We start from the raw sequence: 14,333 nt of genomic DNA, 5'->3' as shown, positions 1-14,333 counted from the left end.
TCTGAACAAACACTTTAGCATGATTTTATTAAAAATCTGTGTCTTTTTTATTATTTTTCAGATCAGACAGGAGCATTCCTACAAGCCATACCGGAACAGACGCGGAAAACCCGGGATCCGTTTCCGGCATCCCGGGCTTTCCGCCGGAACTCACCGACAGGCGGCCTCATTTCCCTACCAGCGCAACCTCCTCTGTATTGGTTCCCGGATTTTTCTGGACCGCTGTAAAAAATATCGTTTGATATACCACTTCATCCGTACCGTAAGTTTTTTCATAACTGAACCGCGGCACCTGATGAAACTGTGTCACCGTAACATAGTCTGACAGGGTAAAGAATCCGAAAAGCAGCGCAATGCATCCGGCAATACATAAAATATGGATGTTTTTCCTCCTGATCACCGGTTTCAGCAAGAGGGCGATTCCTGTCACCAGAACAATCCCGCCAAGGATCGAATAGATGCTTCCCCAGCTGCTGTCATTCGGAAAGACCGCCAGTGCCGATCCGATTACAAACAAACCAAATATGGTCAGCAGAACACTGAGGATCTTTCGTTTTTCTGCATGCACCTCATGTTTGCTGTATTCCGCAAGTTTTACTGCCGTTTCTTTTGTTTCCTGATTCATATCCTCGCTTTTCCTTTCTCCGTCTATAATTTCCGGGATACTGACCTGATAAAATTCCGCCAGTTCCACAAGCAGGCTGATATCCGGCATATTTGTCCCGGTTTCCCAGCGGGAAACTGTTCTCCCGGATACCCCAAGCTTCTCTGCCAGGCCTTCCTGGGTCAGCTGTTTTTCTTTTCGCAGTGTTTTTAAAAACTGGCCTGTCTTTTTCTGATCCACGTGTTTTCCTCCTTTCAGCCATCAGTATATGTGCTCCACTGTTCCGATCACACGACAGAAAGCGAGAAACTGCCGTATTTTCCTGACTAGACACATCTGTCTATTCCCCCGTCAGCTTCCGGTATTCCGCACTGCCCGGGTCTGACCATGCGGTTTTGCCGCTGGATACTGCTTTTCCGGTCCGATACTCGTACGCGTAAATATCTTTCAGGGCCGCGTCTGTCAGAGAGTAGCTTCCATCTGCGTTTCTGCGGACCTGACCGTATACATACAGCCCGCATCGGTTATTGGAAGAATCCCGGGCATACATCAGATACCGGATTTCCTGTTCAGATGATTTCAGCACATAGTAGGAATTTCCTTTTGCGTCATAATTTTTTTCAAAGGTTTTTGATTTCGGGTACCATTTTTTTCTGACTGCCCGGTAACCGGCCTCCGTCTGCCGCATCCTCTTTTCCTGCTCTGCATGACTGTCACGGTAAGAAGGGTCGGATTTCTCCTGTTTTGCGTCTCTCTCACGGCAGGAGGCGTCAGGTTTTTCCTGTGCCGGTCTGTCCGCCGTGCCTGTAGTTGTCTCTGTTTCCGAAGATTTTCGCTCTGTTTTTTTCTGCTCGTCCTGTCGTTTCTTTGCTTCCGCTGCCCGGGCATCTCTCCATTCTTTTTCCGTAATGGAAGCGTCTGTATCTTCAGGTCCCGACATTGGTCTGAGATAACGCAGATAAAACGGTCCGCCGTCCTCATACAGGGAATCCCTTTCTAAATAAAAGCCGAAGCCCCCGCTGTACGTTCCGTTTGCGTTTTTCTTTATTTCGGTTCCCAGCGGTTTGCTCAGCCACCCAATCCCCCAGAAAATCATCAGCGCCAGAATCAAAAAAATACAGAACAGCACGGACAAAACCCGGAGAAGGATTCGTTTTCCCCTTTTTAATATCCCGGCAATTCCATACGCGTTCCACAGACAGACGCGGAAAATAACGAGAAGCTGCCAGAAAAGAACCATTCCGGTGAAATATACAAACAGCCAGGGGCGCAGAATGCCCTGATCCGGCCGCCTGAAAAACACGGCTCCGAAAAATACTGTCCCTGCCGCTGCCGACAGACAGAGAATCAGCAGCAGTTTCTCCCATCGATTCTTTCTGGGTTCTTTCCCTTTTTTGTCTGACATGGTTTTGCTTATATCCTTTGACATCCTTTGGTCTGTCCCTTCTGTCTCATTCTGTATCCCCGGAGCTTACGGGGCATCTTTTCCACCGTCTGTCCCTCCGGAATCTCCCGGCAGCATTCCCGGAACTTACAGAGGAATCTTACAATACGAACTGTGAAACGGCAAGAAATCTCCCCGCACAGCGCTCCTGCAGCATAAAATGCCGAAACCCGAATTATCTTCTTGCTTTTTCACACGCTGCCCTCTATGATAATACGGACCGGCCTGAGGGACAAGCGGGCTGCATGCCCGGTTCCGCGCAAAACACAGGCAGGAATAAAAGGGAGTGATTGATTCGTATGAAAAAACTAACCAGACAGGAAAAACATGCCCAGTGCATCCGCGAGATCCGGGCAACGCTTATTGTGGTGGCCATCTGCTGCGCCTGGCACATTACAACTGCTTTCGCCCTCAATGGCAGCGGACTCTATTTTCTCGGTATGCCGGCATGGCTCAGCGTCTCCGTGTTCGGTACCATTATACTGGCGTTGGCAGGTGTATGGATCCTGTTAAAATTTGTATTCATTAATTTCGAATATGAAGATGAAGAAAATGACGGGGAGGAACAGTGATATGACCGGAAATCAGAAAATCATTCTCCTTATCTTCATTGGCTATCTGCTGGCCAATGCTGTTTTCGGCATCGTCGGCGGACGGAAACAGAGCGCCTCCACCGGTATGTCGGAAGAGAAAAAATTTTTCATCGGCGGCCGCAGCATGAACGGCCTTGTGCTCGCGATGACAACCATGGCCACTTACACCTCGGTCAGTTCTTTTATCTCCGGTCCCGGCGCTGCCGGGCTGACCTACGGCTATGCCCAGGTATGGATCGCCGCCGTACAGGTTCCCGTCACTTTTCTGGTCCTCGGCGTGCTGGGCAATAAGCTTGCCCTGGTATCCCGGAGAACCGGCGCGGTCACTGTGGTCGGCTATCTGAAAGCCCGGTACAAAAGCAGTGTCCTGGTCATTGTCACCAGCATCCTGATGGTGGCCTTCTGCATCGCCCAGATGATCGGGCAGTTTACCGGCGGCGCCACACTGATCGCGTCCATCACCGGACTGGATCACAAAATATCCCTGTTTATCTTCGGTGCCGTTGTCATCGCCTATACTGCCTTCGGCGGTTTTTCCGCGGTTGCCCTGACGGACACGCTGCAGGGCATCATTATGTGTGTGGGAACCTTCCTGTTCCTGTTCTTTGTTCTGCGGGCCGGCGGCGGCCTTGCCGGCATTGATGCCGGGCTCCGGAACAACCTTCCGGGCGTCTATGACAATCTGTTTGCCAAATATCCCCCCGGCAGCCTGATCAGTTTCTGGGTTCTGGTGGGCTTCGGTACCCTCGGACTCCCGCAGACCGCTGTCCGTTCCATGGGCTTCCGAAATACAAAGAGCCTGCATTCCGCCATGTGGATCGGCTGCATTACCTGCAGTTTTATCATGGTCGGCATGCATCTGGCCGGCTGCTGGGCCGGCGCGCTGGTGGATACTGACACCCTTCCGACTTCCGATTATTTTGTGCCTTATATCGTGCAGAAAATCATGCCGGTAGGCATTGCAGGCATCTTCCTGGCGGCTCCGATGGCAGCTGTCATGTCTACCGCGGATTCTCTTCTGATTCTGGCCGCTGCTGCCATTGTCAGGGATCTGTGGAAAAACTATGTGGTCAAAGACGATCCGGTACGCCTGAAACGCTACGGCAGACATATGCATCTGGCCAGCATCCTGATCACCATTGCCCTTGGCCTGTTCACCATTCTGCTGACACTGGATCCGCCGGACATCATCTTTTTCCTGAATCTGTTTGCCTTCGGCGGACTGGAATGCACCTTCCTCTGGCCGCTGATCGGCGGTCTCTTCTGGAAAAAGGGCACGAAGCAGGCAGCTATCGCCAGCGCCATCGGCGCAGTCGCGGCGTATATCTTCTGCTATTTCTTTGTCCATGTCGCGGGCATCAACGCGGTCATCTGGGGGCTGCTGGCCGGAGGCATTCTCTATTTTGTCATCGGCCTGATTACCAGCCGGAACCATCCGCTGGATCCGGATATTATGGACAACTGTTTCTGAGATTTCTGAAAAACCAGGGCGCCCGCGGAGTTTCTTCCGGGGCGCCCTGGTTTTAATATATGGTTATGAAAGAAAGGACCTGTTATTCCCGCTTAAACGGCATATGAGGAACAATGCCGTCTACGAACGCGGAGATCGGCATAGTCTGCAGCCATACTTTGCCGGGTCCAGTAATGATGGTGTTAAAGAGCCCTTCGCCCCCCAGCATCACATTTCCGATTCCCTTGATTCGTTCAATTCGCATGGAGCAGCTCTGGTCCATGGCTGCCAGATACCCGCTGTCAACCACGATTTCCTCTCCTGCTTCCAACTGTTTCTCGACAAATCCGCCGTCAATTTCCAGGAATACATACCCTCGGCCGCTGAACTGCTCCATAATGAAACCTTCTCCGCCAAAGAAACCGGCACCGATTTTTTCCTGGAGATAAATATTCATTTCCACACCGGCTTCCGAAGCCAGAAAGGCGGATTTCTGTGCCACAATCGGCATCGTACCTACATCTACCGGAATAATCTTACCCGGGAAGGTGGTAGAAAACGCAATCTGACCATCCGCTTCTGCCATATAATTATTCCAGAACGCGGATTCACCGGCGATCGCTTTTTTAAACATCTTGCCGATTCCGCCGGCCTTTGTCTGCATCGTGATCCCTCGGGTCATCCAGGCCATTGCGCCTTTCTGACATTTCATAGATTCGCCCGCGCTCAGGCTGCACTCCAGTACGGAAAACGGAGCTTCTCTGATTTCATATTTCATATTACCTCTCCTCCTTCTGTATTCGCTTGCATCAGCTATTTATAACGTTCCTGTACTCCCTACTGAAACCCGGTCACCTTGTATACCAGCGCTTCGTCTGTTTTCTTGTCCGCCCGGCTCTGTGTCATAATCACCAGAAGGCTTCCATCCGGCATGAGCTGCCCGTCGCTGAGCCATGGATAGCTGGTTCCGAACAGCTCATTGCTCCTGGCCTGTCCGATCCATTTTCCTGACTTATCCCACAGATCAAAGGCCCGCATGTTGCCATCCAGGGCAATAAAGCCTTTTTGGGTCTGCATCTGCCAGGTCGGGCTTCCGAGTCCGCTGCCGTCGCTGTCTTTGAGCTTTTTCACCAGTTTACCCTTATGATTGTAAATAAATACGTATACATCGCCCTTGCCCTTCGCGGTTCCCGACGCGTAAATATAGTTATCATCGATCTGTATTTCGCGGACCAGTTCCATTTCTTTCAGCGGAAAGCCGGATTTTTTTACAGAGTCTCCCTGGAACGTCACTTTATTCACCTTCGCCGCATTGGTAAAAAAGCTGAGTCCCCACTTTCCGGAGGGATGTACCGTCACATTGTCCAGATCATCATAAGAGAATATCTGTTTTTCGTTTTTCAGACCGATATAGGGTTTCATAAAACTGCTGAGACGAAGGGTTCCGTCCTTTGTCATTTCCATTTTTCTGTAATCATTTTCCAGCTTGATGTCTTTCCGGAAACTCAGTTTTCCGTCGGCATACGTATACTCTTTTACCTTTCCGTCTGAAAGAATATAAGCTTTGTCCCCTTTTACCGCCAGTTTTACGTCGAAAATAGAAGATACCGTCAATGCCGGTTCGATCATGATCTGCTCTGATTTCACAGTTATCGTTCCGATCATCTTCTCATGCTTCCCGGTCCGAATCGGGACATTCTTTTCCGATTCTGTACTTTCCGTGCTTTCTGCGCTTGTCTGCTGCTCTGCTGCCTGCTCCGACACTTTTTCCGAAGCCGGCTTATTGTCTCCGCCGCATGCCGTCATCCCCCCAAGGGCTGTCAGTGTCAAACCAAGCATCAGAAGTTTTTTGCCTCTTATTCCCATAATCCGCTCCTCCTTCCTGATCATTTCCTTTTTTATTCATATACAGAATACCATCCACCCGATTTTTCTGTATAGTACCCATATGGGTACTAAATGGAAACCACCCGGAGAAATTGGGGGGCGTCATCCGCCATTAAGCTTCCCGCGCTGAAAAAAACTGCTGCCTGACTCTCACAAAGTCTCTGGCAGCAGTCTGTATCCATGGAAAGATTTCTTCCCGGTTTTTATTCTTTTTTCCCGTTTAAATATGCGATATATTCCTCTCCCCACTCCTCGATGGCAGTCAGTACCTTTTTGAATTTTTTTCCAATCGGCGTCAGCTCATACTCCACTTTCAGCGCGCCCTCGGTCTGGACATTGCGCCGGATGATTCCTTCCTGTTCCAGATATTTCAGCTGTTTGGACAATGTTCCCTGGGCAATTTCAATCCGGCGCAGCAATTCATTGAACCGCACCGGTCCGTCTGCCAGCTGGTACAGATTTACTGTCTGGGCGCCGCCAACGGTGACCATGCGGAAGCCTTCAATACGATCTGCCATCTGGGATCCATGGCAATGACCGGATTTTATTTCAGCAACGACTGATTTATGCCGTCCATTCGAAAAAAGCCTCCCGGCGGATGTAAGCATTTCTTACATCCGCCGGGAGGTTTTCCCATGCTGCGGAACCGATCCGCAGCCTTTCGATTTCCAATCTTTAGAGCGATATTCTTTACCTGGGCTTCCGCTTCGTCATACACACAATACCCGCAGCGGCCGCCGCAATCAGGCAGATCCAGGGGACCGGATTGCCCTTGTCACCTGTTTTGACCCGCGTGATCCTGCTGACCGTATGGGTCGGTTTTTTCTGTATCGGAGGCGGCACCGGTGTCGGTTTGTCCGCCTTTTCTTTCATATTCTGTGATTTCGGCACCGCGATTCCCTGATATTTCCAGTGAATCACCGATCCGTCACTATCCAGAACTGCTTCCGGTACCGCGATCAGGTACGGATCAAAATAATAGGTTTTGCCATTATAATCCATACGATGTCCGAGGAACACCTCATACATCCCGCTTTTCAGCCCTGTAAACCGCGCTTTTCCATTCGTATCCGTTTTCGCGGAGTCCGTATGGATTTTCCGGGACTGCACCAGTCTGTACACTTTGTTTGCTGTTTCGATGGATCTGTCCGTTGACATATCCGCATAGTTTATGTGCAGAGACGCAAACTCCGCGGCAGACCGATAGACACCTTTCCCGTCACTGACCGAAAAATCTGCCACCTTTACCAGCTGAATCTCCGCGTTTGGAACCGCAGTGCCGTCATCCGAAACAAAAGTAACGGTAAGGGACCCGGTTTCCGAAGACAGCGGCGGCAGGGAATCGTTTGGCGCGGCAGACACGCGGAAGGCAAACAGCATTCCCAGCAAAACAGCCGGCAGGAGCACTGCCGCAATAAATATGAACTTATAACTTCTGCTTCCCGACATACTGACCTCTTTCATGAATCCCTGTATCCTTCTTCCTGACGCATATGTCCCGTCAGTTCTGTGTTCGTTTTCTCTTTCTCCTTCTGTAACCTGCAAGGAAAAGGAGGATGACCGCAGCTGCGATTCCTGCCCAGATCAGATACTTCCAGTTCATTCCTGACGCATTCCGCGGCGCCGCTGTGTCAGGCTTTGCCGGAAAAGCGGTCCGATGGCCCCGGACAAGCAGCCGGTGCGTATTCACTCCATAGGGTGTGCAGGTAACCAGTGTGACGTAATCCTGCTCCGGGTCAATCGCCATATCCTCCACCCTGTCCGGCGTAACGACCTTGATCTGGTCGACCTCATAGGCCATTGCGTGATCCAGAATGTAAATATAAAACAAATCACCCTTTTTCACTTGATCCAGGTCTGTAAACAATTTCGCAGAGGGCAGTCCGCGATGCGCGGACAGTACGGCATGGGTGCCTTTTCCGCCCACAGGCAGGGACGTTCCCGGGAGATGCCCCACATACTGGCGCAGTACCTTCGCGCTTGTCCCGTGATAAATCGAAAGTGTCATGTCTATCGCCGGGATTTCAAGATATCCCATCATGCCCTCACCGTTGACATTCAGTACCTTCTCATACTCCGAATCAGCATTTGACTTCTTCTCACCGGAAAATGCGTCATACAGCGTATTGACCGGATGTTTCCGGTTATACACCTTTGCCGCTTTCCACAGTTCGTTTTTCCTTTTTTCATCCGTCTGTTTCACGATCCTGTCATAATTTCCGATCGTTCCCCGGTTCAGATATCGGTTCCAGGCTTCACTGATATATGGATACAGCAGACCCAAAACGCCCACCGTGAAGCACAGAATAATGAGAAGTATCTTTAATTTATGAAATATCTTCCTGCGTGCCTGTTTCTTTTTCCCCATAATGATTTCTGCACATCTGCCGCAATTTCCGCCATACCGGAACGCCTCAGATGCCTGACAAAGCAGGCGTGGTTCCGTATTTCAGGAACCACGTCCCCGGCGATGCCGGCACCTGCTGTGCCTTATGCCGCACATCAGTCCCTATACTGTGTGCCTGCTCCCTTTTATCGGATATTACCTTTTTTTCTGCGGTTCGTCACAACCAATACGGATGCCAGTGCAATTGCGGAAATGCTGAAGATGGTGAGCATCCTGGTTCCCCATCCGCCGGTAGACGGAAGCTGGCCCAGTTTGTAATCGACAAAATCCGCCTGCTTGCCTGTCTGGTCCACACTTTTTACTTCTGTTCCTTCATAATTAGCAGTATAAGTTGTTGTCAGCTGGTTATTGATTGTTACCGAATAATCTTTAAGAGTTCCGTCATCATTCAGATTTGCCGCAATTTTAACCGGAATCTCACGGCTGTCCTTGGCGTAACCGGCCGGAGCTGTTTTCTCTACGAGTGTGTACTCCCCTGCCTGCAGCTGGGTAAATTTCATCAGACCTTTCGCGTCTGTCGCAGCTTCAGCGATCACTGTATCACCTTTCTTAAGCTGGAACACGGCATTCGCCAAAGGCGAATTTGAGGAATTTTCTTTTCTCTCAATGATGGTCTCACCACTTACCGCATCAACACCCACTTTGCGGATTTCTTCCCCTTTCATAGTGCCAAATACATTTCCGTCAATGTCAAAGGTATAATGATAGGTTTTATCTTCCTTTGTCTTTGTGTCGGTACCCGGCTTATTGGAATACCTTAATGTTGCCTTGTTCGTGTTGGCATCAAAACCGCTGGTGGCTTTTTCGTTCAGTTTGGATTTATAAGTAACTGTTACTTTCTGATCCGGATTTGCTTTGATGTATGCACTGGCAAAGGAAACCTTAAAAGATTTCCCGTTCTGTGTAAGCGTATATTTATCGGCAGAAGCCGCTACTTCCGTTCCTCCGACACTTACCTTGATGTCTTCCGGCGCGTCGAGGCCTTCACTCACGGTATCGCTGACATCGAAGGTAACAGTTGTATAAGCGTCAGAATAGTACGGAACCGTGGTATCGATCTGAAAATTTGCTTCCGTCACCGCTGCACCGCTTTCGTGGCTCGCATCTGTCGTTCCGGTACCGGTCAGGGTACTTCCCTTTTCATTGTCCTGATCCGAATTTGTTACCTTTTTCGTAATATCAACCGGGGATTTTTTGGCAAATGCTGTCGTACCGTCCGTGGTAATAAAGTTTCCTGCTGCATCTACGCTTCCCGCCTGCGCGTTTCCCTTATCATCATTGATACTTACGATCATCGGGTTATAGATATTTTTCACTCCGTCATTTTGTTCTACCAGGACCAGATAGGTACCAAAATCCAGATCCCCTTTCGAATAAGTCTTGTGATCCATGGTCGTCAGCTCGATCCCGGTTCCTAATTGATCAGTCTTGCCAGCCAGCGCAGTAATTTCGGCTGCCGTCGGCTTTGTAACATCCGCAATGCTTCCCGCAATCACCGGACTCCAGTTTCCATTCGCGTCCTTTCCTACAATCTTGTAGGCCTTTAATGCTGCGTTATCCGCCGCGTCGATATTCGTAACGGTAATCGCTGCTTTCGTCCCAGCCGCCGTATCCGCCCTGGCTGTCGTCGCTCCTGCTGTGACGAAAGAAACCATCATCATTCCGGCAAGCGCAAGCGCCGCAATTTTATGGCGATTCTGTCGTCTGCTCGTTCGTCCTCTCTGTAACAACATAATTTTCCCTCCCATTAAAAAGTAGTAAAGTGATTTATTTGCCCGGCAGGAACCGTTCAAATTCAGTCAGTCTGAAAGCCCGTCAGTTCCGGCACTTTCTTTTATTTGTCAGCAGTAGAAAAACTGCTGTACCCAACCCGCATACTCCGATGAGGATACTGAGAAAAATTCCCTTTCCGCCGGTTGCCGGCAGTTTTGACACCGGATAGTTTTTAATCTTAAGGCTCTGGGTATCCCTGTTAAAATCCACATAAGTATTTCCGGATACGATTGTTTCTTTTCCTTCTTTATCCACACTTACTTCGGACGCAGAAGAAATGTTACCTGTCTGATCCAGCGTAATTTTTATCAGCGTGCCAATCCTTGTATAACCGCCTGGCGCCCTGGTTTCTTTCATGTAATAATTTCCAGCAGTAAGTCCGTAAATATGAACCATTCCATCCGATCCGGACACAAACGCTGTCGTCACATCCCCTGTCATCGCTTCATTCGTGTAGGCAGACACCGCCTGCGCTGCCTGATGGTCCCGGAACAGGGAAAACTCCGCGTTTTTCAGCTCCCTTCCGCCGGTCGCGTCAACTTTCTGAAACGCAAGGGATACCATGCGGGTATTGGTAATGGTAAATCCGGCGGCCGGCGAACCGGTCACCGATGCCGTATATCCCTTTTTCTCTGTTTCCTGCACCGTATAAGTGATGGCCTTGCCATCGCTGCCGATCTCAGGCAGTCCGGCAAAGGCAGCTTTCCATCCGTTCGATTGATTCAGCACCAGTGTTTTGCCCGTATCATTTCCATCTGCCAGCAAATGGACTTCCACACTGTCCACGGTATGCTGATCGCTGCCGTCAGACCATACCTTTGCCACCGGAATGTCCACTTCCCTGCGGACATTCTTTATGGTCACGGTGCCGTCTGTAGCTGCATTTCCGGAATAGGATGCGGTAAAGCCCGGAAGCTCCGTTTCCTCCGAAACGTAATAATAGTAATGCTTTCCTGCCTGATCCTGTGTCGGAAGGTTCTTCCATCCATCCCAATTCTCGCCCCATCCATTGGCCGGAGACAGGACAAAATCTTCTACCGTGCTTCCGTCGCTGTATTTCGCCCGTTCTGCATCCTTCGGCTTTTCCGCCGGAATCACAGTCTGCTGGGAGCCGGATCCCTGTCCGCTGCCCGAACTGCCGGATCCGCTTCCCTCCGAAACCTTCGAACTGATATCCAGGGTCTGTTTCACAGATCCGGTATTTCCGGTCTGCGTGTAATTCAGATATCCGATCAGCGTAATGACAACCGTTGTATCTTTCGTCACCGGGCCAATAGTATATGTTCCGTTCTGGGGCGGGTAGGATCCCCAGTTTCCGGCAATCTGCATATTGCGGCTAGTGTATTTCGTCGCACTTCCCGCATCCGCGGAAATGGTGTTTCCGTTTGCAGTCACCGCATAAATGGCGGTTCCAAAATCGCTGTCAGGATGCGCGTTCAGTGTCAGTTTGACCTGACCGCCGTTTTTCACCTTTATGCTTTCTGTCAGATCTCCTGTTTGAATCGGGGCATTGTCTGTGTTTGACCCATGCGTATCCGATCCAAAATACTGGGTGAGAACCTTCACCGTATATTCGGTTTCATCTCCCGGATCGTCCGGCTCCACTGCTCCTGCGTCATAAGCCTTGCGGTAAAGCCGGACGGTCACTCCTTTCGGAAGGTCTTCCGTTAATGCGCCTCCGTCTTTTTTTCGCCATTTTTTCACGGCTTTGATACTGGTTCCTTTCGGCTTCTTATTGCTGATATTCAGCAGAATCCGTCGGTCAGTTCCCCCGCCGTCCTCCAGTTCTGCCAGACCGTCTCCATCATTGGTCAGCGTCACTTTTCCGTCTTTATCCAGATCCAATACAAATGTTTTATCCGCGACAGAGGGATAGCCTGCCGGTGCACCCGTCTCCTTGATGTAATAGATAACGCCCGGTCTGAGGCCATAGCAGGAAAGGATTCCGTTTTCATCAGATGTAAACGTATTAGAAGCTGCATCCGCCTGACTGTTCTTCTCACTCTTCCAGAGTCTGGCTGGAATGGTACAGTTTTTGTCGATGTAAAAAGAAAACTGTGCGTCCCGGAGTTTCGCTTGCGTATCTTTGTCTTTTTTCGCTATCGTCAGCCCATAGCGCGGTGCGATATTGAAATAGATCGATGCATTTGACCAGGAGGATCCCCGTTCAAGATAGTAAAAATGTAATTTGTGGTCCCCCGCCTGAATCGCAGGCATCTGCGTCATCGAGCCATCATCACCGCTCACTGTTACTTTCCCGGTTGAAAAATTGATCGATCCCTTTCTGGTTCCGTGAATGCCGCCCAGATCCAGCACCAGCTGATCATCCACAAAGACCCAGACATCATCGTCCCCGCTAAACTCAAACTGCATGTCATGATTTCCCAATGCCTTATTGCCGCCGGATCCGGAATCATCCGGAAGATAGAAATCAATGGTGCTGTGCATTCCAAACCAGAAGTTTGTCTGTCCCGTTCCCTTCTTAATATCACCGGTTCCTGCTTCAAAAGGCATAAAAGATGTATGCGACTGGCCATCATCCAGGCCGTTATCGCCTACAATCTTCTGGGAGTTCTGATAAACATAAAAACGTCCTTTCTCCCGATTGTAATCCGCTGCATTGTTGTCGCTGTTGTAATAGTAGTAGCCATAGTGCTCTGAGTTTTTATTATTATCATACTGGTACAGCCAGTTTCCTTCTCCCAGGGACACTTTTCCGGGCGCATCGGATGTGCCAAACAGATCTGTCATCAGCGCGTCGGAACGCTTATTAACAATCCCTTTCGTTAGGGAATCCCCTGCATAAGTATTCCTATAATGCTTTGCATCCTGGGGAAATCCAAGCCACTGCGGCGGATAAGCCTTATGGTAGAACCAGTTGGTAAACAGGAAATCCGAACCCTTTGACAGGTCCCCCGAGTCCTTCCATGTTTCACTAATCCATCGCCGTGGCCATCCGCTGCTCTGATGCATGCGGTTTCCATTTGGAAATAGCGAACCGTCAAGCACTGCGCCATGCTTGATATTGAAAATCTCGTTATAGTCAAATACGTCTGTTTTGACAAAGCTGCTGATATCCGGCTGATTGGCTACGACAGCTGCCGAAGGTCCGAGATTATAGTTTTTCAGGACCCACTCCGCGTAAAACACCGTATTGTCGTTAATTCTTACCGTCGCTCCCGGCTGGTAGTATTTTCCGTTGACAATATCATACCAGCCCTTCAAGGTATACTTGCTATTGGAACCTGCAGTAGTGGGAAGTGTTATCGTGCTTCCCTGCGCAACATTCCTTCTTACATTTGTTGCACCTGTATAAAGACTTTGCCTGGTATCCTGGCCATCCTCGCCGGTGCCCATTCCATCCGTACCATCAAACCATACCTGCACCCAGCCGTTGGCCTGCAGTTTTCTGGGAAGTGCGGAAACACTGTTTTTCTCTATACTTTTATCCTCTGCTTCCATCTGGCTGTCAGACTTCATATCGCTTCCGGACTGTTTTTCCCCGGAAGGAAGCGTCTCTGTTCCCTGCTTCTGTTCCGTCTCTTTCGCAGACTCAGATTTCTCCTGTTTTTCCTCTGAAGATGCGGACTCGGAACTCTGCTGATTGCCCGCTGAAGATGCGGCCCCAGAATTCTCCTGTTTTTCCGCCGTGGAGGCAGATGCAGACTCCTGCTGTTTTTCCGATGCGGACACACGTTCCGACGCTTTTTCCCCATCCGTAGCGTCTGTTTTCTCTGTCCTGTCTTTCGACTGTGCAGTCTCGTACCCAGTTCCCTGCACATATTCTGCTTCTGTCTTCGGAGCAGCTCCCGATACCGGCACAAATCCCACCAGCATGCAGACTATGATGACCAGTGCGCCGATCGTACGCAAGATTCTGACTCCTGACCGTTGACCACGTTTTTTTTCTGTTTTATGATTGGATTTTTTCTTCTCATGCTTAGAACGTTTCATAGCTGCAACCTCTTTCGTAGAGAACATCAAAAAAAGTAGATATTAAAAACCAGGAATGTTAAAATACAATTAATAATACAATTTTCGAAAATACGCACTATTTTCTAAACAAATCTCCTGTGAATTAATGTCTACCTTTTGTAACGTTTCCATTGTATTTTTTCCGACCCTAAAAATCTTATGCTCTATTCCAGGCTTTTCATTCTCTTCTGCGGTCCGAT

General features: G+C 49.7%; 11 protein-coding genes. 2 read left to right on the top strand and 9 right to left on the bottom strand.

Translation table 11 applies throughout. The features are described from left to right. Positions 1–166: 166 nt before the first annotated feature. Both CXIVA_RS09555 and CXIVA_RS09550 read right to left on the bottom strand, forming a co-directional pair. Positions 167–844 carry a helix-turn-helix transcriptional regulator gene (locus CXIVA_RS09555; protein ID WP_013977825.1) on the bottom strand — a complete coding sequence of 226 codons (678 nt, stop codon included), beginning with the start codon at positions 842–844 and terminating at the stop codon, positions 167–169. 100 nt (positions 845–944) lie between these two features. Beyond that, positions 945–2,033, bottom strand: coding sequence for a sulfite exporter TauE/SafE family protein (locus CXIVA_RS09550; protein WP_013977824.1), 1,089 nt, complete (start codon positions 2,031–2,033; stop codon positions 945–947). 314 nt (positions 2,034–2,347) lie between these two features. Here CXIVA_RS09550 and CXIVA_RS09545 point away from each other — a divergent pair, with 314 nt between their 5' ends. Together CXIVA_RS09545 and panF are read left to right on the top strand one after the other, a co-directional pair. Further along, positions 2,348–2,620 (top strand): YhdT family protein, encoded by a 273-nt coding sequence (locus CXIVA_RS09545; protein ID WP_013977823.1) that lies wholly within the window; start codon positions 2,348–2,350, stop codon positions 2,618–2,620. 1 nt (position 2,621) lies between these two features. Continuing rightward, a complete protein-coding gene (panF, locus tag CXIVA_RS09540) occupies positions 2,622–4,112 on the top strand; it encodes a sodium/pantothenate symporter (protein ID WP_013977822.1) in 1,491 nt (496 codons plus the stop codon). Positions 4,113–4,194: 82 nt separating this feature from the next. On the opposite strand, the gene CXIVA_RS09535 is transcribed toward panF, so the two are convergent. The 7 genes from CXIVA_RS09535 to CXIVA_RS09505 all read right to left on the bottom strand — a co-directional run bounded on the left by CXIVA_RS09535 (position 4,195) and on the right by CXIVA_RS09505 (position 14,112). After that, on the bottom strand, positions 4,195–4,869 hold the full coding sequence (locus CXIVA_RS09535) for a TIGR00266 family protein (protein ID WP_013977821.1): 675 nt from the start codon (positions 4,867–4,869) through the stop codon (positions 4,195–4,197). Positions 4,870–4,928: 59 nt separating this feature from the next. Then, positions 4,929–5,957, bottom strand: a complete 1,029-nt coding sequence (locus CXIVA_RS09530; protein ID WP_013977820.1) for a hypothetical protein — start codon at positions 5,955–5,957, stop codon at positions 4,929–4,931. A 224-nt stretch (positions 5,958–6,181) separates the two neighbouring features. Then, positions 6,182–6,496, bottom strand: a complete 315-nt coding sequence (locus CXIVA_RS09525) for a helix-turn-helix domain-containing protein (protein WP_041727822.1) — start codon at positions 6,494–6,496, stop codon at positions 6,182–6,184. Between the two features lie 172 nt (positions 6,497–6,668). Continuing rightward, positions 6,669–7,427, bottom strand: a complete 759-nt coding sequence (locus CXIVA_RS09520; protein WP_148267814.1) for a hypothetical protein — start codon at positions 7,425–7,427, stop codon at positions 6,669–6,671. Positions 7,428–7,479: 52 nt separating this feature from the next. After that, positions 7,480–8,346, bottom strand: a complete 867-nt coding sequence (locus CXIVA_RS09515; protein ID WP_013977816.1) for a class C sortase — start codon at positions 8,344–8,346, stop codon at positions 7,480–7,482. Positions 8,347–8,510: 164 nt separating this feature from the next. Next, the gene (locus tag CXIVA_RS09510; protein WP_013977815.1) at positions 8,511–10,118 is read right to left on the bottom strand and encodes an isopeptide-forming domain-containing fimbrial protein; all 1,608 of its coding nucleotides are present in this window, start codon (positions 10,116–10,118) and stop codon (positions 8,511–8,513) included. A gap of 82 nt (positions 10,119–10,200) precedes the next feature. Continuing rightward, complete coding sequence (locus CXIVA_RS09505; RefSeq protein WP_050979237.1) at positions 10,201–14,112, bottom strand: SpaA isopeptide-forming pilin-related protein; 3,912 nt, start codon at positions 14,110–14,112, stop codon at positions 10,201–10,203. Between the last annotated feature and the right edge of the window lie 221 nt (positions 14,113–14,333).

The sequence above is a fragment of the Clostridium sp. SY8519 genome, from assembly GCF_000270305.1.
Taxonomy (GTDB): Bacteria; Bacillota; Clostridia; order Lachnospirales; family Lachnospiraceae; genus SY8519.
The sequence above is the reverse complement of the archived record's forward strand: the minus strand, read 5'-3'. Positions and strand labels throughout refer to the sequence as shown.

What these genes read in the sequence shown, in the direction of transcription:
- CXIVA_RS09550 (WP_013977824.1), bottom strand. Translation starts at nt 2,033, where the DNA reads ATGTCAAAGGATATAAGCAAAACCATGTCAGACAAAAAAGGGAAAGAA.
- CXIVA_RS09545 (WP_013977823.1), top strand. Translation starts at nt 2,348, where the DNA reads ATGAAAAAACTAACCAGACAGGAAAAACATGCCCAGTGCATCCGCGAG.
- panF (WP_013977822.1), top strand. Translation starts at nt 2,622, where the DNA reads ATGACCGGAAATCAGAAAATCATTCTCCTTATCTTCATTGGCTATCTG.
- CXIVA_RS09535 (WP_013977821.1), bottom strand. Translation starts at nt 4,869, where the DNA reads ATGAAATATGAAATCAGAGAAGCTCCGTTTTCCGTACTGGAGTGCAGC.
- CXIVA_RS09530 (WP_013977820.1), bottom strand. Translation starts at nt 5,957, where the DNA reads ATGGGAATAAGAGGCAAAAAACTTCTGATGCTTGGTTTGACACTGACA.
- CXIVA_RS09525 (WP_041727822.1), bottom strand. Translation starts at nt 6,496, where the DNA reads ATGGCAGATCGTATTGAAGGCTTCCGCATGGTCACCGTTGGCGGCGCC.
- CXIVA_RS09520 (WP_148267814.1), bottom strand. Translation starts at nt 7,427, where the DNA reads ATGTCGGGAAGCAGAAGTTATAAGTTCATATTTATTGCGGCAGTGCTC.
- CXIVA_RS09515 (WP_013977816.1), bottom strand. Translation starts at nt 8,346, where the DNA reads ATGGGGAAAAAGAAACAGGCACGCAGGAAGATATTTCATAAATTAAAG.
- CXIVA_RS09510 (WP_013977815.1), bottom strand. Translation starts at nt 10,118, where the DNA reads ATGTTGTTACAGAGAGGACGAACGAGCAGACGACAGAATCGCCATAAA.
- CXIVA_RS09505 (WP_050979237.1), bottom strand. Translation starts at nt 14,112, where the DNA reads ATGAAACGTTCTAAGCATGAGAAGAAAAAATCCAATCATAAAACAGAA.